Origin of the sequence: Pseudarthrobacter sp. ATCC 49987, from assembly GCF_009928425.1 — a bacterium.
GTDB lineage: Bacteria > Actinomycetota > Actinomycetes > Actinomycetales > Micrococcaceae > Arthrobacter.
Window position 1 is genome coordinate 3,970,889 of sequence record NZ_JAABNS010000001.1, and the last position, 20,363, is coordinate 3,991,251.

Annotated in this window: 21 protein-coding genes; 11 read left to right on the forward strand and 10 right to left on the reverse strand. The window is 67.5% G+C overall.

Features of this window, described 5'->3' with window-relative positions; genetic code table 11:
- The first annotated feature begins 93 nt into the window (after nt 1-93).
- A complete protein-coding gene (locus GXK59_RS18430) occupies nt 94-603 on the forward strand; it encodes a hypothetical protein (RefSeq protein ID WP_160668799.1) in 510 nt (169 codons plus the stop codon).
- Between the two features lie 9 nt (nt 604-612).
- Here the strand turns inward: GXK59_RS18430 and GXK59_RS18435 are convergent, their stop codons facing one another.
- Nucleotides 613-2,100: an amidohydrolase gene (locus GXK59_RS18435; protein ID WP_160668800.1), complete on the reverse strand. Its 1,488-nt coding sequence runs from the start codon at nt 2,098-2,100 to the stop codon at nt 613-615.
- A gap of 358 nt (nt 2,101-2,458) precedes the next feature.
- On the opposite strand from GXK59_RS18435, the gene GXK59_RS18440 reads away from it, so the two are divergent.
- From GXK59_RS18440 to GXK59_RS18460, 5 genes are all read left to right on the forward strand, one after another.
- Nucleotides 2,459-2,761, forward strand: coding sequence for a hypothetical protein (locus GXK59_RS18440; RefSeq protein ID WP_160668801.1), 303 nt, complete (start codon nt 2,459-2,461; stop codon nt 2,759-2,761).
- Entirely contained in the window at nt 2,758-3,813 is a 1,056-nt protein-coding gene (locus GXK59_RS18445; RefSeq protein WP_160668802.1) for a zinc-dependent alcohol dehydrogenase family protein, read from the forward strand. Before GXK59_RS18440 ends, GXK59_RS18445 begins: the two co-directional genes overlap by 4 nt.
- Complete coding sequence (locus tag GXK59_RS18450) at nt 3,810-4,256, forward strand: flavodoxin family protein (RefSeq protein WP_160668803.1); 447 nt, start codon at nt 3,810-3,812, stop codon at nt 4,254-4,256. The genes GXK59_RS18445 and GXK59_RS18450 overlap by 4 nt, the downstream gene beginning before the upstream one ends.
- 36 nt (nt 4,257-4,292) lie before the next feature.
- A complete protein-coding gene (locus tag GXK59_RS18455; protein ID WP_160668804.1) occupies nt 4,293-5,960 on the forward strand; it encodes a DUF4389 domain-containing protein in 1,668 nt (555 codons plus the stop codon).
- A 110-nt stretch (nt 5,961-6,070) separates the two neighbouring features.
- Nucleotides 6,071-6,850 (forward strand): SDR family NAD(P)-dependent oxidoreductase, encoded by a 780-nt coding sequence (locus GXK59_RS18460; RefSeq protein WP_160668805.1) that lies wholly within the window; start codon nt 6,071-6,073, stop codon nt 6,848-6,850.
- A gap of 3 nt (nt 6,851-6,853) precedes the next feature.
- Here the strand turns inward: GXK59_RS18460 and GXK59_RS18465 are convergent, their stop codons facing one another.
- The 4 genes from GXK59_RS18465 to GXK59_RS18480 all read right to left on the reverse strand — a co-directional run bounded on the left by GXK59_RS18465 (nt 6,854) and on the right by GXK59_RS18480 (nt 10,872).
- On the reverse strand, nt 6,854-7,513 hold the full coding sequence (locus GXK59_RS18465; protein WP_160668806.1) for a GntR family transcriptional regulator: 660 nt from the start codon (nt 7,511-7,513) through the stop codon (nt 6,854-6,856).
- Nucleotides 7,514-7,643: 130 nt separating this feature from the next.
- Nucleotides 7,644-8,636, reverse strand: a complete 993-nt coding sequence (locus GXK59_RS18470) for a transketolase family protein (RefSeq protein ID WP_160668807.1) — start codon at nt 8,634-8,636, stop codon at nt 7,644-7,646.
- On the reverse strand, nt 8,633-9,535 hold the full coding sequence (locus GXK59_RS18475) for a transketolase (RefSeq protein WP_160668808.1): 903 nt from the start codon (nt 9,533-9,535) through the stop codon (nt 8,633-8,635). Before GXK59_RS18475 ends, GXK59_RS18470 begins: the two co-directional genes overlap by 4 nt.
- Nucleotides 9,535-10,872, reverse strand: a complete 1,338-nt coding sequence (locus tag GXK59_RS18480) for an MFS transporter (RefSeq protein ID WP_160668809.1) — start codon at nt 10,870-10,872, stop codon at nt 9,535-9,537. The genes GXK59_RS18475 and GXK59_RS18480 overlap by 1 nt, the downstream gene beginning before the upstream one ends.
- A 193-nt stretch (nt 10,873-11,065) precedes the next feature.
- On the opposite strand from GXK59_RS18480, the gene GXK59_RS18485 reads away from it, so the two are divergent.
- The 4 genes from GXK59_RS18485 (at nt 11,066) to GXK59_RS18500 (ending at nt 15,011) form a co-directional block, all read left to right on the forward strand.
- On the forward strand, nt 11,066-11,890 hold the full coding sequence (locus GXK59_RS18485) for a sugar phosphate isomerase/epimerase family protein (protein ID WP_160668810.1): 825 nt from the start codon (nt 11,066-11,068) through the stop codon (nt 11,888-11,890).
- Nucleotides 11,891-11,987: 97 nt separating this feature from the next.
- The gene (locus GXK59_RS18490) at nt 11,988-12,764 is read left to right on the forward strand and encodes an SDR family NAD(P)-dependent oxidoreductase (RefSeq protein ID WP_160668811.1); all 777 of its coding nucleotides are present in this window, start codon (nt 11,988-11,990) and stop codon (nt 12,762-12,764) included.
- 34 nt (nt 12,765-12,798) lie between these two features.
- Nucleotides 12,799-14,541, forward strand: coding sequence for a dihydroxyacetone kinase family protein (locus tag GXK59_RS18495; protein ID WP_160668812.1), 1,743 nt, complete (start codon nt 12,799-12,801; stop codon nt 14,539-14,541).
- Nucleotides 14,538-15,011: a ribose-5-phosphate isomerase gene (locus GXK59_RS18500; protein ID WP_160668813.1), complete on the forward strand. Its 474-nt coding sequence runs from the start codon at nt 14,538-14,540 to the stop codon at nt 15,009-15,011. Before GXK59_RS18495 ends, GXK59_RS18500 begins: the two co-directional genes overlap by 4 nt.
- A gap of 15 nt (nt 15,012-15,026) precedes the next feature.
- Here the strand turns inward: GXK59_RS18500 and GXK59_RS18505 are convergent, their stop codons facing one another.
- From GXK59_RS18505 to GXK59_RS18520, 4 genes are all read right to left on the reverse strand, one after another.
- A complete protein-coding gene (locus GXK59_RS18505; RefSeq protein WP_160668814.1) occupies nt 15,027-16,145 on the reverse strand; it encodes a sulfite oxidase in 1,119 nt (372 codons plus the stop codon).
- A 115-nt stretch (nt 16,146-16,260) separates the two neighbouring features.
- Nucleotides 16,261-17,115 (reverse strand): SDR family oxidoreductase, encoded by an 855-nt coding sequence (locus GXK59_RS18510; RefSeq protein ID WP_160668815.1) that lies wholly within the window; start codon nt 17,113-17,115, stop codon nt 16,261-16,263.
- A 4-nt stretch (nt 17,116-17,119) separates the two neighbouring features.
- A complete protein-coding gene (locus GXK59_RS18515; RefSeq protein ID WP_160668816.1) occupies nt 17,120-18,124 on the reverse strand; it encodes an aldo/keto reductase family protein in 1,005 nt (334 codons plus the stop codon).
- A 40-nt stretch (nt 18,125-18,164) separates the two neighbouring features.
- The gene (locus GXK59_RS18520) at nt 18,165-18,800 is read right to left on the reverse strand and encodes a hypothetical protein (protein WP_160668817.1); all 636 of its coding nucleotides are present in this window, start codon (nt 18,798-18,800) and stop codon (nt 18,165-18,167) included.
- Between the two features lie 226 nt (nt 18,801-19,026).
- Between GXK59_RS18520 and GXK59_RS18525 the strand changes: the two genes are divergently transcribed.
- The gene (locus tag GXK59_RS18525; RefSeq protein ID WP_160668818.1) at nt 19,027-19,458 is read left to right on the forward strand and encodes a YchJ family protein; all 432 of its coding nucleotides are present in this window, start codon (nt 19,027-19,029) and stop codon (nt 19,456-19,458) included.
- On the opposite strand, the gene GXK59_RS18530 is transcribed toward GXK59_RS18525, so the two are convergent.
- Entirely contained in the window at nt 19,455-20,324 is an 870-nt protein-coding gene (locus GXK59_RS18530; protein WP_160668819.1) for a TIGR04086 family membrane protein, read from the reverse strand. The two genes, GXK59_RS18525 and GXK59_RS18530, sit on opposite strands and share 4 nt — an antisense overlap.
- Nucleotides 20,325-20,363: the final 39 nt, after the last annotated feature.

The following is a 20,363-nucleotide window of genomic DNA, read 5'->3' on the forward strand; positions in this document are numbered from 1 at the left end:
CAAACTATCGAGCACCTCAGACATTTAGGGCGGCCCCGGAACCCGCGTATCCGTAAGCTTTGAAGGAACGCCCGCGCCCGATCCAAGGAACCTATGCCGCTCAACAGACAGTCACTGAAACAGGACGGGTTCACCGGGTTCCGCCCGCTCGGGGACCTGGACATCAACCGGATCCCGCAGAAACCCGGTATCTTCGCGGTGCTGCGGCCCGAGGGCTTCCGGCCGCAGTTCCTGGCGAAGAGCACGGCCGGCGTCTTCAAGAAGAAGGACCCCACGCTGAAGGCCGAAGTGCTCGCCGCCGAATGGGTCGTCGGCGCCGACGTCCTCTATATGGGCAAGGCCGGCCCCGGCAGCAAAGGCAACCGCGGGCTGCGCCGGCAGATCCAGGAATTCGTCGACTTCGGCAACGGCAAACCGCCCGGCCACTGGGACGGCCGGCTGATCTGGCAGCTCGCCGCGGCCGGCTCTTTGATCGTCGCGTGGAAGGAGCTGCCCGTTGAGCAGCTGAACGAGGCCGAAGCTGGATACCACGCCGCGTTCGTGGACGAGTACGGCCGGCTGCCGTTCGCCAACCTGGTCCAGGCGCGGGTCAAGGGCAGCTGATTCAGCCGGTCAGGCCCCGCCGTGCGTAAACCGCCCCGCCACGAGCGTTGCGGCCACCGGCATCGCCGCGAAGACAGCGTCGGATACCGCCAGGGGATCGCCGTCGAGCACCGCGAAATCCGCCGGATCCCCCACCCGGATCCGGGCACGTCCGCGAGTTGACGCTGCCAGGGCCTCCTGCCGGGTGAGGGCCTGCTCCGGGTGCCAGGGTTCCCGCCCGTCCTGCCGCGACCGGGTGGTGGCAGCCGACATCGCGGTCCATGGCTCCAGCGGCGCCACAGGCGCATCGGAGCCCAGCGCCAGCGTGGCACCGCCGGCCAGCAGTGACCGCAGCGGGAACGCCCGGTCCGTGCGCCCGGCCCAGTTGGAATCGGCAGCATCGCGGTCATCCAGGGCATGGGCGGGCTGGACGCTCGCCGTGAGGCCCAGCTCGCCGAAGCGGGCGAAGTCCTGGCCGCGGATAAACTGGGCATGCTCAATCCGCCCGGCGATCCCGGCGGCGGCGAAGGCATTCAGCGCGACCTCGTTGGCGCCGTCGCCGATCGCGTGCACCGCCGGGACAAGGCCGGACTCCCTGGCGCGGACCAGTAGTTCCAGCAGCTCCGTCTCGCTCACAGTGAGCAGTCCGCGGCCGCCGTGCGGATACGGATCCACACAGTATGCCGTGCGGGTGTTCAGCGAGCCGTCGATCAGCACTTTGAGCGGGCCCACCCGCAACAGCCCCGCCCCGCCGTCGAGCTCCTGCCCGGTCCGCATCCCCTCCGCTATGGCCCGCGCCAGATCCTGCGGATAGACGCCGGCCTCCACCCGGAAGGAATCGAACCCGCCCGCCACGCGGCGCAGCCAGACGTCCCGGTTCCAGGTCATTTCGAAGTCGACGATCCCCACGATCCCGCGCGCGGCCGCTGCCTTCCCGGAGTCCCGCACCCAGGCATCCACCACGGCGTCCGGCAGTTTCCCCAGCTCACGGGTCAGTTCGAAGGCCGGCTCCTCGCGCAGCAGCCCGGACGCGTCCACCGCCACGCCGTAACGGGAAGCCGCCGCACTGTTGAGCCAGACGCAGTGCAGGTCGTGGCTCAGCAGCGCCGTCGGCACACCACGGGTAGCGCCGTCGAGCAGCTCCAGGCGGGGGACATCCGCCCAGACAGCGTCCCGGAATCCGACGCCCACCACCGTCAGGCCGCCGTCGTCAGGGCCGGTCAGATAAGAACGCACGACGTCGGCCGCCGCACGCGCCGAGGCCGCGCCGGAGAGATCGATCCGGTTGGCGGCCAGGGCCCACTGCGTCATGTGGACATGTTCATCCCACAGCCCCGGGATGACGTACCGGCCGTCCAGGTCCACCACCCGGGATGCGGAGGCACGGGTCATGCCTGCGGGACTGATCCGCGAAACCACGCCGTTGGCCACGTGGACGTCGTACAGCTCCGCCCCGCCGGGGAGCCGGACCGAGGCGAGGACGAGATCATGCACGGCATCTTCAGGAGTCTCAGGCATAGGAAACAGGTTAGGGGCTGCAAAGCGCCGGAGGCGGGACTTTCGCCCCTTGCACCCCAAACACGCACCCACCATTCTGGATTTGGGGCGGTTCCTGCACGGCCATTGGGGAATGAACTGCTTGCTTGTCAGTTGTACGGTCTCGCTCGAACCTTGGGGAAGGAAAAGGCATTCCGCTCTTTCCCGCGCCTGCGGGACCGGGGCGGAAGACCGCAGCCAACATGACTGTCACCAGCGATTTTTGCACTTATGAGTCCGCTTACGGGTTGCGCGGGAGCTCTGATGCCCCGTGACCCACAGGCAACACGGCAGCCGTGCCGCCTCCTACCACGCACACCCCTCCCACGGGGATCCCCGCATGAGGGTTCTCATCCGGATCGACGCCATGGAAGAGTCGGCCCGGGTCAACGTTCGGGGCGTCGTCACACCGGCAAACATCCGGGCCCTCTATGTCGTCTGCCGCCGCGTGACGGCCAAACTTCCTGGCTACGAAATCGTGGTGGACCTTGCCCACGCCCGCGTGAGCGCTGAGGCCATTGAAGAACTCCACGAGCACGCCCGCAGGTCAGTCGTGTCATCCGGCATCGACGCCTCGGTAACACCGTGCCGCCTGCGCATAGTGGATCCGCCGACCATCCTCAGAATCAAGGAGAACGCATGAAAGCCCTCGTCTACGGTGGTCCCGGAGAGAAGTCCTGGACGGACGTCCCCGATCCCAAGATCCAGAATCCCAGCGACGTGATCGTCAAAGTGGACACCACCACGATCTGCGGCACGGACCTCCATATCCTCAAGGGAGACGTTCCTGCCGTGACCAAGGGCCGGATCCTGGGCCACGAAGGCGTTGGAACCATCACCGAAGTCGGCTCCTCGGTCACCAGCCTTAAGGTGGGTGACCGCGTCATCATTTCCTGCATCAAGTCCTGCGGCCACTGCGCCAACTGCAAGACCGGCCTCTACTCGCACTGCATGGGCGAGGAAGGGGCATCCGGCATCGGCTGGGTGTTCGGCCACCTGATCGACGGCACCCAGGCCGAATACGTCCGTGTCCCCTACGCCGAAAACTCCCTCCATCTTCTCCCTGCGGGCGTCACCGACGAACAGGCCGTGATGCTCTCCGACATCCTCCCCACCGGCTTCGAGATCGGGGTGCAGTACGGCCGCGTCAAGCCGGGCGACACGGTCGCCGTCGTCGGCGCCGGCCCGGTCGGGCTCGCCGCCATCGCCACTGCTGGTCTCTACGGAGCCGCCACCATCATCGCCGTCGACCTTGACCCGAACCGGCTGGAAAAGTCCCGCGAGTTCGGCGCCACCGACGTCGTCCTCTCCGGCGACGCCGACTGGAAGGAGCAGGTGCTCGCGCTGACCGACGGGCAGGGTGTGGACGTGGCGATCGAGGCGGTCGGCATCCCCGCTACCTTCAGCATGTGCACGGACATCGTGCGCCCTGGCGGCAACGTGGCCAATGTCGGCGTGCACGGCAAGTCGGTGGAGCTGCATGTGGAAAACCTCTGGATCCAGAACATCAACATCAGCATGGGCCTGGTCAATGCCAACACCACCCCGATGCTGCTCAAACTCGTTGCCCAGAACAAGGTGCCGGCGGGGAAGTTCGCCACCCACCACTTCCGTTTCGACCAGTTCCTGGAGGCTTACGACACCTTCGCCCGGGCCGCGGAAACCAAGGCGCTCAAGGTCGTGATCACGGCATGAAGGCCCTGGTTGTCTACGATTCGGCGTACGGCAACACCAGATCGGTAGCCGAGGCGATCGCCGGCTCGCTAAGCGGGCTGCAGGCGAGCTCCGTCCCTGTCGCCGACTTCAAGCCCGAGGCGCTCGCGGCGGGGGACCTCCTGGTGGTCGGCAGCCCCATCAACGGATGGCGCCCGACGCCGAAGATCACCGCGCTGCTCGCTGCCCTGGGAGACGGTTCCCTCAAGGGTGTCAAAGCCGCGGCGTTCGACACCCGGGTCCGGATGTTCATCCATGGGGATGCCGCCAAGAAGATCACCCATGCCCTGAAGGCAGGCGGGGCAGACATCATCGCCGAACCCATGCCCTTCTTCGTGTTGGGCAGCGAGGGTCCGCTGCGCGAGGGCGAAATCGAGAAAGCCGAGGGCTGGGCACGAACCCTACTCACCTCACTCACGAGTTGAGTCTGCTGATCTGAGTCATCTGAAAGGACGGCGGCCATGCGACCAGGCCGGATAGTCATGCTGGTGCTGGGAACGCTCAGCGCCCTCCTCGGGCTGGGTCTGCTGGCAGGCGCCGGCGCCGCGGGCTTCGCCAACTACCTGCAGCGCGACAACGGGTACTTCACGACGCCGTCGGAACGGTACGTCACGAACTCCTACGCACTGACAACACCCCGCCTCGACATCATGACCGAGGGCGGTGTGCCGGACACCGTCCCGGTTGGCGTCGTTGGAAGTCTCATGCTGAGCGGTTCGGCGGTTTCCGGCAAGGAAATCTTCATCGGCGTGGGTCCGCGGAGCGCAGTCGCGGCCTATCTGGACGGCGTCAGCCATTCGGAGATCACCGAGGTGGGGTTCAACCCGTTCCGGGTGGAGTACCGGGATGTGGCCGGAGCCAGGGTTCCGGCGAAGCCCGCTGACCAGAGCTTTTGGGCCGCGTCCGCCACGGGCGCGGGGGAGCAGCAGCTCGAATGGGACCTGCGCTCCGGCAGCTGGGCCGTGGTGATCATGAACGCCGACGGCAGCGCCCCTGTGGCCGTGGACATGAAGGCCGGAGCCCGCTCCAACCTGCTGTGGCCCGTCTTCGTCGGGCTGCTGGTCGGCGGGATCGTGTTCCTGCTCATCGGTATTCCCCTGATTGTGTTCGGCGCCGCCGGACTGGGCCGCGGCAGGAGCGGACCGCCCCAGCCCGGGCAGCCGCAACCCCCGCCCGGGCAGGGCCGGCCCATGACGGGGGCGGCCGCCCCCCAGCTCTACGCGGCGGGAGCGGTGCCGGGTGCGGTGCCGGGCGTCCTGCCGGGTTCCGGCGTCGCTTATCCGGCCCGGCTCAGCGGCTACCTGGACCCGAACCTGTCCCGCTGGAAGTGGCTGGTCAAGTGGTTCCTGGCGATCCCGCACTTCATCGTGCTCTTCTTCCTCTGGTTTGCCTTCGGCGTGGTCACCATCGTGGCGTGGTTCGCGATCCTGTTCACCGGGCGCTACCCGCGCTCGCTGTTCAACTTCAACGTCGGGGTGCTCCGCTGGAGCTGGCGCGTGGCCTTCTACTCCTACGGGGCGCTCGGCACGGACATCTATCCGCCCTTCACCCTGGAGCGCACCGACTACCCGGCTGACTTCGACGTCGACTATCCCGAGAAACTGTCCCGCGGCCTGGTGCTCGTGAAGTCCTGGCTGCTGGCCATCCCACACCTGCTGATCGTCGCGCTGCTGACCGGCACGGCCCAGACCTGGGTGTACCGCGACGGCCATTGGGTGCAGGTCGGCGCCGGCGTCTCGCTGCTCGGGCTGCTGGTCCTCATCGCCGGGGTCGTCCTGCTGTTCACCGGCGTGTACTCGAGGGGGCTCTTCGACTTCCTGATGGGCCTGAACCGCTGGGTCTACCGCGTTGGCGCCTACGTTTCCCTGATGCGCGACGAATACCCGCCGTTCCACCTGGACATGGGGCCGCGGGATCCGGGGGACGCCCCCGTTTTTCTCCCTGCGGTGCCTCCTGCCGGGCCAGGATACGCACCGGTTCCTCCCGGCGGGTCCAGCGGGGTGACAAATCCTGCCCCGCCCGGGCCGGCCGAGGGCCAGGCAGGCTTCTACGGCATCGGCGGGCCTGCGGCCTCAAGCGCGGACAGTCCGGAAGCCCCCGCCGGCCCGGACAACCCGCCGCGCGCCTAGCCCGCCGCGGACCCCCCCGCCTCCCGGACTGACCGATTCCTCTTGCCAGCGGACCCCGGCAAGAACATAGTGGAGGGAATTTACCACTCCACCGCGGGAGGCAGGCGACCATGCTGAACAACGAGGTGCCGGGAGGCGGGCTGCTGCAGGGCAAGACCGCGCTGGTCTACGGTGCGGGGGGTTCCATCGGCGGCGCCGTGGCCCGGGCATTCGCGGCCGAGGGCGCCTATGTGCACCTCGCCGGACGCACTGCGTCGCGGCTGGAGAAGGTGGCCCGGGACATCCTGGAGGAGGGCGGCCGGGCGGAAACCGCCGTCGTCGACGCCCTGGACGAGGAACACGTCGACGCGTTTGTGGACCGGGTGGCCAAGAAGAACAAGCGGATCGACATCTCTTTCAACGCCATCTCCTTCGGCGACATCCAACAGCCACTCATGGACATTGACGTCAACGACTTCACCCAGCCCATCACTCTGGCCACCCGTACCCATTTCCTCACCACCCGGGCCGCGGCGACGCACATGATCAAGCAGCGCTCGGGGGTCGTGCTGATGTTCGGCGGCTCCGGACCTCAGACGCTGCCCGGGCTCGGCGGCTTCAAAGTGGCACTGGATGCGATGGAAGGACTGCGCCGGCAATGGGCCCTGGAACTGGGCAAACACGGAATCCGGGTGGTGACGATGGTGTCCGGCGGCATCATCGAGACGATCCCGTGGCAGACGGAAGGGCGCGAGGAGATCATCGTGGAGATCGCCAAGTCCGCCCACCTCAACCGCACCGCAACCCTGGCCGACGTCGGAAACGTCGCCTGCTTTGTGGCCTCGGACAAGGCCGGGGCCATCACCGACGCAACAGTCAACATCTCCGCCGGTGCGATCGTGGACTATTAGGGGCTACGCGACCAGATTCGCCGCGGCGCCGTCCATGTGTTCGAGGATGGTCTGCCGCGCGAGCGAGGCGTCGCCGGACTCGATCGCCGTAACGATGTCGTAGTGACGGTCCACACTCATGTTGCTGACGGCCCGCTCCACGCCGGCGTACATGATCGACATGCGGATGGAACCCTCGAGGGACTCCCAGGAGTGAAGCAGGGTCTCGTTGCCGGTAAGGCGGCACATTGTCCGGTGGAACTCGAGGTCGGATTCGATCCGCTCTTCCAGGCTGGCCTTGGCCGCGGCCGCCATGGCCTCGATCGCGGTGCGCAGCGAGGCGGTCACCTGCACCCGGTCCGGCAACTCGCAGAGGGTCCGGGCAGCGAGCGATTCGAGTGCGGCACGCACCGCGAAGATGTCGCGGATTTCCTTGGCGTCCAGGTGGCGCACCGACAGCCTGCCACGCGGCCCGGCAGAGAGCAGACCCTCCTGCTCGAGCTGGCGCAACGCCTCACGCAGGGTCCCACGGCTGATCTGCAGCATGTCCGACAACTCGGTCTCCACGAGGTGCCGCCCGGGCTCCAGTTCGCCGCTGGTAATGGCGATGCGCAGTGCGGACAATGCCTGTTCGCGGAGACTCTTCTTCTCGAGTCCCAGCAGCGGTGCTGTAGCTCCGGCCATTGCGTGTGTCCTCAATATCGCGGAAGACGGTTGACAAACTACTGTCAACCGTTGGTGTGTTAACTGTTGATCCTACGGCAGAAGCGCGGAACAGGTCAGTGCCTGCGCCGCGCTTCTCCGTTGCCGCAAGCTATCCCAGCTCTGAGAGGACTTTTGCGACGATTTTCTGGACGGTGAGTCCGTATCGGTCGTGGAGGGTGGGCAGGGCCCCGGCGTCGAGGAACTCGTCGGGGAGGGCGACGGGGACGACGCGTTTGCCGAGGCCTGCGGTGACGACGGCGGAGGCGACGGTTTCGAAGAGTCCGCCGATGACGCTGTGGTTTTCCAGGGTGAGGGCGAGTCGGTCGGTGTTGAGTTCCGCGAGGACGGTCGCGGTGTCGAAGGGTTTGATGGTGGGGGTGTGGACGACGGCGACGTCGACGTGGTGCGCGGTGAGAGCGTCTGCGGCCTGGAGGGCGCGCATGGTCATGAGCCCGCTGGAGATGAAGACGACGTCGGTGCCGCCGCGCAGGACTTTGGCTTTGCCGAGTTCGAAGGTGTAGTCGTATTCGTCCAGGACGGTGGGCACGTTGCCGCGCAGAAGCCGCAGGTACGTGGGTCCTTCGCTGGCTGCGAGCTGGGGGACGGCTTGTTCGATGTCGAGGGCGTCGCAGGGGTCCACGATGGTCAGGTTGGGCATGCCGCGGAAAATGGCCATGTCTTCGGTGGCCTGGTGGCTGGGGCCGTAGCCTGTGGTCAGGCCGGGGAGGCCCCCGACGATGTTGACGTTGAGGTTGGGTTCAGCGGCGTCGAGGCAGAGGAAGTCGTAGGCGCGCCGGGCGGCGAAGACGGAGTACGTGGAGGCGAAGGGGATCAGCCCGGTTTCGGCCAGGCCGGCGGCGGCGCCGAAGAGCAGCTGTTCGGCCATGCCCATCTGGAAGAACCGTTCCGGGTAGGCCTGGGCGAAGATGTGCATGTCGGTGTATTTGCCCAGGTCCGCGGTCAGGCCGACGATTTTGTCGTTCTCCTGTGCGGCGTTGACCAGGGCGTGCCCGAACGGGGCGGACCTGGTTTTCTGGCCGGGGTCCGCGAAGGACGCGATCATGGCTGAGGTTTTCAGCTTCGGTGCGGTGGTGGTGCTCATCGGGTGGCCTTTTCTTCGTGTCCGGCGGTCAGCTGCTCGCGGCAGGTCTGCCATTCGTGTTCCTCGATGCGCATGAAGTGCGCCTTTTCCCGGTCTTCCAGCAGCGGCACGCCGCGGCCGACTTTGGTGTCGCACAGGATCACGGAGGGCCTGCCCTCCGCCGCGGCCTGGGCGGCGGCGTTGTCGAACGCCGCGAGCAGCGCGGCGGTGTTGTTGCCGTCCACGCGCTGGGTGTACCAGCCGAAGGCTTCCCATTTTTCGGTGACGGGTTCGGTGCGGAGCACGGTGTCGGTTTTGCCGTCGGCCTGCAGGGCGTTGATGTCGACCATGGCGGTGAGGTTTCCGAGCTGGTGGTGGTGGGCGCCCATTGCGGCCTCCCAGGTGGAGCCTTCGTCGAGTTCGCCGTCGGAGAGGAAGTTGTAGACCCTCGCCGCCGAGCCCTGGTAGCGCAGGCCCAGAGCGATGCCGACCGCGATGGAGAGCCCGTGTCCCAGGGAACCGCCGGAGATTTCCATGCCCGGGGTGTAGGTGGACATCCCGGACATCGGGAGCCGGGAATCATCCGAGCCGTAGGTGTCGAGTTCCTCGACCGGGAGGATCCCGGCTTCGGCCAGCGCAGCGTAGTGCCCGATCGCGTAGTGGCCGGTGGAGAGCAGGAACCGGTCCCGGCCCTCCCATCCAGGGTCGCCGGCGCGGAACCGAAGCTGGTCCGCGTAGACGGCGGCGAGCATGTCCGCCGCGCCCAGGGCCTGGCCCACGTAGCCCTGGCCCTGGACCTCGCCCATGTTCAGGGCATGGTGCCGGATCCGGTACGCGGCGCCGCGGACGCGCTCCGTGCGCTCGGTTGCGGTCTGGCCGGGAATGCGCGCGTCCGTGTGCAGCGTCTGAGTCGCTGCCATCAGACGTTCACCGACTCGGGGGCGCTTTTGCTGGCCTCGTCCGCGAGCTGGCGCTCACGCTTGCCCCAGGTTTCCCGGGTGACGACGGCGGCCCAGAGGCCAATGGCGGCGTAGAGGCTGAAGAGCAGTGCCGGGCCCATCCAGCCGAAGCTGACGAACAGCAGGGTGGTGATGAACGGGGTGAAGCCGGAGACCATGGCCGAGATCTGGTAGGCCAGCGAGGCGCCGGAGGCGCGGGTCTTGGCCTGGAAGAGCTCCGGGAACCAGGCGCCCTGGGCGCCGGCGAGGGAGTTCTGGCACACGGCGTAGGAGATCACGAGGGTCGCGATGATCAGGATGAACAGGCCGGTGTTGACCAGCAGGAACATGGGGATGCCGAACAGCAGGGCGAAGGCGCAGGACCAGATGTAGAGGGGGCGGCGGCCGATCCTGTCCGTGAGGCGGGCCCAGGCCTGGGTGGCGAAGATGCCGATGGCCGAGGCGATGCAGAGGGTCACGAGGGTCTGGGTCTTGTCGGCCAGGTGCTGGCTGTTGAGGTAGGAAATCATGTAGGTGATGGAGACGGCGTAGCCGGCGGTCTCGGCGATGCGGAGGCCGATGCCCTTGACGATGTTGCGCCAGTCGGTCTTGAGGACCTCGACAATTGGAGATTTCACGATGTCGCCGCTGTCCTTGACTTCGTCAAAGACGGGGGACTCGGGGACCTTGGAACGGATGATCAGGCCGACGGCGACAAGCACGATGCTGGCCAGGAACGGGATGCGCCAGGCCAGTTCGCCGCCGAGCTGGACGCTGAAGAGGAACACCAGGTTGGCCAGCAGGAGTCCCACCGGGAAGCCGGCCTGGACGATGCCGGTGTACTTGCCCTTGGACTTCCACGGGGCGTGTTCGTAGCTCATCAGGATCGCGCCGCCCCACTCGGCACCGAAGGCCAGGCCCTGGACGATGCGGACGAAGACAAGCAGCGCGGGTGCCAGCAGGCCGACCTGGCTGTAGGTGGGGAGCAGGCCGATCATGAAGGTTGCGATGCCCATCAGGATCAGGGATGCCACGAGAACGGGCTTGCGGCCGAGTTTGTCACCGAGGTGGCCGCCGATGATGCCGCCGATGGGACGGGCGGCGAACCCGACGCCCAGAGTGGCGAAGGCGGCGAGGGTTCCCGTCACCGGGTCGCCGGTGGGGAAGAAGGCTGTGCCGAAATACAGGGCGGCTGCCGTGCCGAAACCGATGAAGTCATAGGTCTCGATCACCGCGCCGACACCGGAGCCGATGGCGACCCGCCTTGCGTCCTTGGTGCCGTGGATCGGGCCCCTCATGGTCAGAGCTTCTTTGCTCATTGTGAATCCCTTTCGAAGAGCGACTGACGCCTCCGCGCCATCACTGTCGACTGTTAACAAATGATACGCCAGTGTGACCCGCGCCATAGGCCACTGTCAACAGTCAACTTCTAGGGTTGACTGTTGACAGTCAACTTCCGTAGTGTGGTCTGCATCACCACCGCCCCCGGGCGCAACCAGAGGATCAACGACGATGTTCAACACCCGACTCGGCTGCTCGTCCATCAGCTTCCGGCACCAGGACCTGCGCACGGCGCTGCGCACCATGACGGACCTTGGCTTCGAGGAAATCGACCTCGGCGCGCTCCCCGGGGTCTGTGATCATGTCCCCTACGGCCTCGACGCCGGTGCTGTCGCCTCGGTGACGGCCGACGTCGTCGCCTCGGGGCTGCTGGTCCGCTCGGTCAACGGGGACGTCGGGGACCTGAACGCCGTGCTCGACGCCGGCGGGCAGGCGGCCCGCGAACGGCACCTGGACGCGTTGCTCACCCTCACGGCCGGCACCGGCGCCAAGGCACTGGTCCTTCCCTGCGGAGCCCTGAGCCACGAACCGGTACGGAGCCTCGAGAAGGACTTGGACACCATCGCCGCCGGGCTGATCCGGGCCGGGCAGCGCGCAGCCGATTTCGGCGTCGAGCTCTGGACCGAATCCCTGCACTTCCTCCGGTTCTGCCGGAACCTCGAGCGCGCCGAACTGCTGGCCCAGCGCCTGGCGGGATCCGGCGTCGGAGTTGTTATGGACTTCAGCCACATTGTGGCCGCGGGCGAGGATCCCCTCGAGTACCTCCGGCGCCATGAGGGCCGGATTTCCCACGTCCACCTGCGGGACGCAGTCCCCGGAAACATCAATCTCAGCATCGGCAACGGCCACGCGGACTTTGCGGCAGGGCTCCGGGCCCTCGCCGCGCAGGGTTACACCGGCCATTTCTCGCTCGAACTCGAAACCCGGGACGTCACCCACGAGGAACGCCCGGCCGCGGCTGCCAAGGCCGCCAGCTTCATCACCGACCTCATCTGATCACCGATTGCTCCGTAACTGCCGCTATGAGTCCTCAAAACGGCAGTTACGGAGCAATCGATCCCAGCAACACAACACACACCACGCAAGGAGCATCATGAGCAACACCATCCAGCGCACCGCCGTCCTGACCGGAGCCACCTCGGACCGGGGCATCGGCATCACCACCGCACGCCGCTACGCCAACGACGGCTGGGCCGTCGTGATCCTGGACCTCGACGGCGAGAAGTCCGCCAAGGTGGCCGCCGACATCGGCAACGAATTCAACGTTCCCGCGTTCGGCCACGAGATCGACGTCGCCAGCGAGGATTCCGTCAACGCCGCCTACCGGGCCGTGGCGGCCGAAGTCTGTTCCGGCCACCTTCCCCCGGTTGGAGCCCTGGCCAACATCGCCGGCATCACCTCGCCGGTGCCGTTCCTGGAGACCACGCTGGAGCTGTGGAACAAGGTCATGGCGGTGAACTCCACGGGCACGTACCTCGTCACCAAGGCTTTCCTGCCGGACATGATCGCCAGCGGCTGGGGCCGGATCGTCAACATGTCCTCCGTCTCGGCCCAGCGCGGCGGCGGCGTCTTCGGCAAGGTCCCGTACTCCGCGGCGAAGGCCGCCATCCTCGGCTTCACCAAGGCGCTTGCCCGTGAAATCGGCAGCACCGGCGTGACCGTCAACGCCATCACACCCGGCGCGGTGGACACCAACATCCGGGTGGGAAGCACGGATGAGCAGGAAGCCGCCATCAACGCTGGAATTCCCGTGGGCCGGAACGCCAGCACCGAGGAAATAGCGGCCGTCATCACCTTCCTGTCCTCCGAGGAATCCGCGTACCTCACCGGAACCACCATCGACATCAACGGCGGAAGCCACATCCACTAGCAGTCTTCGCAACCGCAGCCCAGAGAGCCCCACAATGACCAGAATATTCAACGACCCTTCCGACTTTGCCGAGGAAGCCCTCGCCGGCTTCTGCGACCTCCACTCGGATCTGGTCCGGCAAGTGCCGGGCGGTGCCGTCCGCCGCCGCCGCTCCGTCAACCCCAAAGTTGCTGTGCTGGCCGGCGGCGGCTCAGGCCACTATCCGGCCTTCGCCGGACTCATTGGCGCCGGGCTGGCCGACGGCGCCGTGGTGGGAAACATCTTCACCTCGCCTTCGGCGCAGCAGGCGTATTCCGTGGCGAAGACCGCGGAGAACGGCGCCGGCGTCGTCTTCGCCTACGGAAACTATGCCGGCGACGTGATGAATTTCGGGATGGCCAGCGAACGGCTGGCCGCTGAAGGGATCGCGGTGGAGAACGTTCTGGTGACGGATGACATCGCCAGCGCCCCGCCATCGGAGTCCGGCAAGCGCCGCGGCATCGCCGGGGACTTCACCGTCTTCAAGGTCATGGGGGCTGCTGCCGAGGCGGGGGCGGGCCTGGCCGACGTTGTCCGGATTGGCCGCAAGGCAAACGACCTCACCCGGAGCATCGGGAGCGCCTTCCACGGCTGCACTTTCCCGGGAGCAGAGGCGCCCCTGTTCACGCTTGCGGACAGGAAAATGGGCCTGGGCCTGGGAATCCACGGCGAGCCGGGACTCTTCGACACGGCGCTGCCACCCGCGAGGGAGCTCGGCCAGGAACTTGTTTCCCGGGTGCTCGCGGAAACGCCCCATGGCTCCGGCCGGCGGATCGCCGTGATCCTCAACGGGCTCGGAGCCACCAAGCACGAAGAGCTGTTTGTGCTGTGGCTGACCGTCGCCCCGCTGCTGCGGGCCGCAGGGTACACACTCGTGATGCCGGAGGTCGGCGAGCTGGTGACCAGCCTGGACATGGCCGGCGTCTCGCTGACCGTCACGTGGCTGGATGAGGAGCTCGAACCGCTGTGGACGGCCCCGGCGGAAACACCCGCCTACAGGCGCGGCGCGGTGCTCCTCCCGACGGGGGCCGCGTCCGACGACGAGACCGTCGACGATGCCGCCGGCGCTGACTCGTTCGAGGCCGGGGACGGTTCGCGTGCGTACGCCGGCAACTGCGTCGCTGCCCTCGGCGCCGCCCGGGAAGCGCTGCATGACGCCGAACTGCGGTTGGGTGACCTCGATGCTGTTGCCGGGGACGGAGACCACGGGCGGGGAATGGTCCGCGGAATCGACGCGGCAGCCGCCGCCGCTGCGGGGGCCCTGGTCCGGGGTGCGGGTGCCGGTGCTGTGCTCATCGCGGCGGGTGACGCCTGGGCGGACAAGGCCGGCGGCACCTCCGGTGTGTTGTGGGGCGCGGGCCTGCGGGCCTTCGGCGAGTCCCTGGGCAACCAGGGTGCCCCCGGGGTGGACGAGCTTTCCGACGCGGTTCAGTCCTTTGGATCCCGGATTGTTGAGCTGGGCAAGGCCGAGACCGGTGATAAGACCATGGTGGATGCCCTGATCCCGTTCACGGAAGAGTTCCGCCGGCTGGCGGAAGGAAAAGGCGCACCGGGGCTGATGTGGGCGGAAGCATCCGCGGCGGCCACAGCCGCGGCGGCGGCAACCGCAGCCCTGCGTCCGCGCAAGGGACGCGCCCGGCCGCTCGCGGAAAAGAGCGTGGGGACTCCCGATCCGGGGGCCACCTCCCTGGCGATGATCTTCAGCGTCATGGGACCGCACCTTACCGCGGTCCGGCAGCCGGCGGGGGCACGCTCATGACGGGCATCCGGCTCATCCTGGGCGCCGACGAGGCAGGCGTCGACTACAAGAACCGGATCCTCGAGGACCTCCGCTCCGACCCGCGGGTCAGCGAGATCATCGACATCGGCGTCAACCGCAGCGACGCGCCCGAGCAGTTCACCCGGGCCTACCCGTATGTGGGCATCGCGGCCGGCGAGCTGATCCGGGACGGTCACGCGGACCGGGCCATCCTGTTCTGCGGGACGGGAATAGGCGTGGCGATCGCCGCGAACAAGGTGGACGGCATCCGCGCGGCCACCGCCCATGACTCGTTCAGCGTGGAACGTTCGGTGCTGTCCAACGACTGCCAGATCCTGACGATGGGCCAGCGGGTGGTTGGGGTGGAACTCGCCCGCCGGCTCGCGCGGGAGTGGCTGGGCTATACCTTCGATCCCTCATCGGCCTCCGCTGACAAGGTCAAAGTGCTGACGGACTTCGAGGGCTGCTGAACCAGGGGCTGCCAGCTACTGGACCGTCACCTTGATCCGTTGCACCACGTTGTTGCCCATGCCCTGGTAGTTCCAGGCCTGCTCCAGCGGCTGGGTGGCCCCGGTGGCGTCCGTGGCGCGGCAGGCCAGCTCGTGGTCGCCGGGATCAGCCACCCACGGCATGGACCAGGCGCACCAGGCGAAGGGCGCGGCCGGGTGGCCCAGCTGCGCCGGCAACCACTTGCCGTCGATTCCCACCTCGACACGCTGCACCGTACCCTCGCCGGACCAGGCCCGGCCGGTCAGCATCACCGGACCGGCCGGCACCACCCGGCTCCGGGTGAAGAAGTCCGGCACACCCGGCGGGATCATCAGCGAGCGGACCTTGATCCAGCTGACCGGAGTGCCGGCGTCGTCCGCGTCCTTCTGGTAGCGGTAGGCGACCGCCTGCTGGAAACCATCGAACGGCTTGGTCAGCACCTTGATTGAGGACAGCCACTTCACGCTCGCCATGCCGTACCAGCCGGGGACCACCATCCGCAGCGGATAGCCGTGCTGCGGCGGCAGGTCATTGTCGTTCATCCGGTATGCCAGCACAATGTCGGGCCGAAGCGCCTCGGCGATCGGAAGACTCCGGGCGAACTGCTGCCCGACGCCACCCTGGATTCCCGTGTCCGCGCCGGTGAACACCGCCTCCACGGCATCGTCCTCCACCCCGGCCTGGGCCAGCAGGTAGGCAAGCGGGACCCCGGTCCAGACCGCGGTGCCAACGGCCTCGAGCTGCCAGGGCTGGCTCAGCGGGCGCGGCCGCAGCAATGAGCGGCCGTTGCCGGCGCATTCCAGGGTCACGGGGACACTGATTTGCGGCGCCCGGCGGAGCGCTTTGAGGTTCAGTTCCAGGGACCGCTGCACGGCGCCGCCGATCTGCAGGTGCCAGTGCTCGGCGTCGATGAACGGGATGTCGAAGTGGGTCAGCACATAGTGCAGCCCGGGCGGCGTGGTGTCGGACCGCAACGCCTCCAGCGGCATGGAATGGTTCCGGGCGGCGAGCTGGAGTTCCTCCGCCGTGAGGGGGCCATGGGTCGGTTCGCCGGGGTGCGGCGTGAGCTTCCGGCCGTGGCGCGGTGTCTTCAGGATGGATGAATGTCGCGACATTTGCTTTGGCATGGCACTGCGATTCTGTTCCGGACCAGCCCGGTTTTGGACCGGTGTCACCCGTATTCAGGTCTACGCCGCAGCCCGGTAGCCGTCAATACTGGGCCAGCCCCAGCTAAATCGTGTGCGACTCGGCCAGGAACTGCGCCAGGCCCAGCGGTTCACGGCCGGTGAGTTCGTGGACGGCCGACGTCGGCCCGGCCAGTTCGCCGGCCGCGATGGCCGTGTAAGTGCTGACCCAGGCGTCCACCTGCCACGGCGGCGCCCCGTAGGAGGCGCGCGAGGCGTAGGCCTCCTCGAGGGTCTCGTTGTGGAACGTGATGGTCCGGCCGGTCCGGGCGGTGAGGAGGTCCGCGGCCGTCGCCAGCGAGATGTCCTCCGGCCCGGTCAGGTCGTATGTTCTGCCGATGTGCAGGGCGGGATCCCGGAGTACGGTCACGGCGGAACGGGCGATGTCCGCGCGGGCAACGGCCGCCATGGCGCCGTCCCCGGCCGGTCCACGGATAACCCCGTCCTCGCCGGCCAGCAGAGGCAGGAAGTCCAGGTAGAAGTTGTCCCGCAGGAAGGTGAAATCCATCCCGGAGGCCCTGATGTGCTCCTCGGTGGCGAAGTGGTCCCGGCCGAGGGTGAACGTGCAGTTGGCCGCCGCGCCTAAGAACGAGGTATAGACGATGTGCTGCACGCCGGCCGTGGCCGCCGCATCCACGAAGGTGTAGTGCTGCTGCAGCCGGTCTTCGGCCTCGGCGGCTGAGACCATAAAGAGCGTCTTCACCCCCTCGAGGGCCGCTTTCGCGAGCACCTGATCGGCGTAGGTGACAACGACGGGGACGCCGCCTTCCAGTTCCGGCGCCCGGCCGGGGTCGCGGACGAGCAGGCGCTGCGGGCTGCCGGCGTCGGCCAGCAGGCGAGCCACCAGGCCGCCCAGATGTCCGGTTGAACCGGTGACGGCAAGCGTGGGCAGGCCGGTCACGGGACTAGGCTTCCCGGGAGGCGGGCGACTTGGTCTGTGCCGGGTCGCGTTCCGCGAGCGAGCCGATCGCGGCGTCGATCTTCTCCATGATCCCGGCGTCCAGCTTCACGCCGGCGGCCGCGACGTTCCCTTCAATCTGTTCCGGCCGGGATGCGCCCATGATGGCGGAGGCCACGTTCTTGTTCTGCAGCACCCAGGCGATACTCAGCTGGGCCATGGTCAGCCCGGCCTCGTCCGCGATCGGCTTCAGCTGCTGTACGCCGGTGAGGACCTCGTTTGACATCCAGCGCTCGATCATTTTCGAGCCGCCCTTGGAATCCGTGGCGCGGCTGCCCTCCGGGGCCGGTTTGCCGGGGTGATACTTCCCGCTAAGCACACCCTGCGCCATCGGCGACCAGACGATCTGCGAGAGGCCAAGCTCCTCGGACGTCGGAATCACCTCGGCCTCGATGACCCGCCACAGCATGGAGTACTGCGGCTGGTTGGAGATCAGCTGGAAGCCGAGTTCCTTGGCGAGGGCGTGGCCGTCGCGGATCTGGCTGGCCGTCCATTCGCTGACGCCGATGTAGAGCGCCTTGCCCTGCCGCACGATGTCCGCGAAGGCCTGCATGGTCTCTTCCAGCGGGGTCTCGTAGTCGTAGCGGTGGGCCTGGTAAAGGTCCACATAGTCCGTCTGCAGCCGCGTCAGGGAGCCGTTGATGGCCTCCAGGATGTGTTTGCGGGACAACCCGAGATCGTTGTGGCCCTTGGGGCCGGTGGGGCCGAAGACCTTAGTAAAGATTTCCAGCGACTCGCGCCGCTCATCCTGGAGGGCCTTGCCCAGCACGGTCTCCGCCGCTGTGTTGGCGTAGACATCCGCCGTATCGAAGGTACTGATACCGGCGTCGAGCGCGGCCCGGACGCACTGGGTGGCGATCTCGTTCTCCACCTGCGAACCGTGCGTGAGCCAGTTGCCGAAGGTGATTTCCGAAATCTTGAAGCCGCTGTTCCCGAGGTATCTGAATTCCATGGGTTCCAACGTATCCGACTTGACTGCCGGGGGTAAGGCCTCAGCCGGCTTTGCGCTCCTGGGCTGGCTGCTTCAACTTGCTGACCGGAAGGGCGCCGTGCAGGGAGACCAGCGAGCCCGTGTCCAGCAGGGACTTCGCGGCGGGCATCGGGGCTTTCTTGAAAGCTGGCGGGACGGTGCCGAGCTGGCCGTTCCGGTCTGTGGCTGACTCCACGAGCGGTGCCACGGCCGAGAGGTCGCGTGCGGGAACCGTGGGGTCCGGCAGTTCGCGGACAGAGACTTTGACGGCCGGGGCGGCCTCCGCCTTGGCGCGGGCGGCGGCGCGGGCATCGGCCCGCGCGACGGCCGCGGCCCAGTCCGGCGACAGGGCGGGTTCCTTCTTGGCCGGCCTGGCGGGCTTGACTGCCTTCGCCGGCTTGACTGCCTTCGCCGGGCGGTGCTGGCTGGTTCCGACGGACCGGACCGGGAGGTTCTGCTCGACGGTGTCGGGGGTTCTGCCGCCGGTCCTGAACAGGCCTCGTCCCAGAGCCATGACGGTCACCGCGGTCAGGCGGCCGAGGCCAGCGATCACCAGCGTGGCCACGAAGACCAGAAAGAGACCGAAGAACATGACGAGCGCCACTGCCAGGGTCCCGAAGAAGGTCAGGTTGAGGGCGATGGTTGTCGGATCTCCCATTTCACCTCTCCTAGCCGGCCTTGCCGCGACGCGTCCCGCCCAGGGCGTCGGGTAACGGCACCCCTTAACCATACGTACTTTTTTCCCCGGACACGCAGGCAGGCGGCCTCGGCGCGGAGACGTGTCAAAGCTGTTATGGGTTCCACCCTCCCGGTGCCGCCGGATCGTGCGTCTATAGTCGGAAGGAGCCCTGCCGGCACGGTCCGGCCCCCGGAAAGGACACCTTGTGACGCCCCCAGCCGCCGCCCGCCCCGGAGCCTCCAGCCCCGGTCCGGCCCCGTTCCGCGGCAACTGCCCGTGCCTTTCCGGCGAGAAGTATGGCGAATGCTGTGGCCGATTCCACACCGGCGAGGCGCAGGCTCCGACGGCCGAACAACTGATGCGTTCCCGGTACAGCGCCTTCGTCGTGCTGGACGCCGGCTACCTCCTGCGGACGTGGCATCCGGACACCCGGCCGGCCACATTGGAACGGGATCCGGAGATGCAGTGGCGGCGGCTGGACATCGTCTCCACCACGCGCGGCGGCCCGCTGGACACCGAAGGGACCGTTGAGTTCAAGGCCCATTTCCGGCACGACGGCGAACGCGGAGTCCACCACGAGACGAGCCGCTTCCTGCGGGTCGACCGCCGCTGGTACTACGTTGGCGAAGCGGCCTAGCGTTCCTGGACCGTTTCCACCGGCGTGAATCCGGCGCGGTCTACTTTGCGGTGGAAGTGCATGCCGGCGGATCCGCCGAGGACGGCTGCGAGCAGGGCCACTGCGGCCACCACGACTGCAGCGATGATGCTGGTGGTGGTCAGTTCACCCTCGTTGACCGGGATGCGCGGGAAGCTGTTGAGCTGGGCCAGGATGTTGTACTTCTGGCCTGCCACGAGGCCGAGAATGGCGACGACGACGGCGGCGATGAGCGCCCAGACCCACACCATAAAGCCCTGCCTGGCACCGTTGAAGCGTGCCATCCGGCCGGCGACGTAGCCGCCGGAATAGTAGGACACGAACAAGATGACCAGCAGAACAATGATGCCGACGAGTCCCACGGTTTCGTTGCCCGAAGTGACCGTCGCATTGACGTCCGTATTGGTGGCGAGGCCGACGGCGGTGCCGGCGGCGGCGACCAGCGCGGTCAGCAGTACGGCCATTCCGGTGGCGGCGAGCCAGCCGAAGAAGGCCGAACCGAGCTTGATGCCGCCGAACTGCTCCTTTTCACGGGCCACCACGGTTTCACGGGTGGGGACTTCCTCGACGACAGTGTCGCGGACGGGCTCGTCGTGGCGCACGGCCGTCACGGGCTGGGTGCGGGTCGGTTCGCTGCGGACCGGTTCAGCGCGGACCGCTTCCTGGGCCCTGGTGGGGGTTTCCGCCGCGGCGCCGGCCGGGATGGCGCGGGTGTCGTTGGTGCGGACAGTTTCATCGCGTGCAGCATCCTGCCGGGCGTCGTGGATCCGGGCATCCTGGCTGACGGCCGCTTCCTCGTCACGGGCGCGTCGGGGAGTGCGATCTTCGGGGCCTGCTGGGTTGCTCATGAGGACTGCTCACTTTCACTGAATGACCCGGGCCCATGA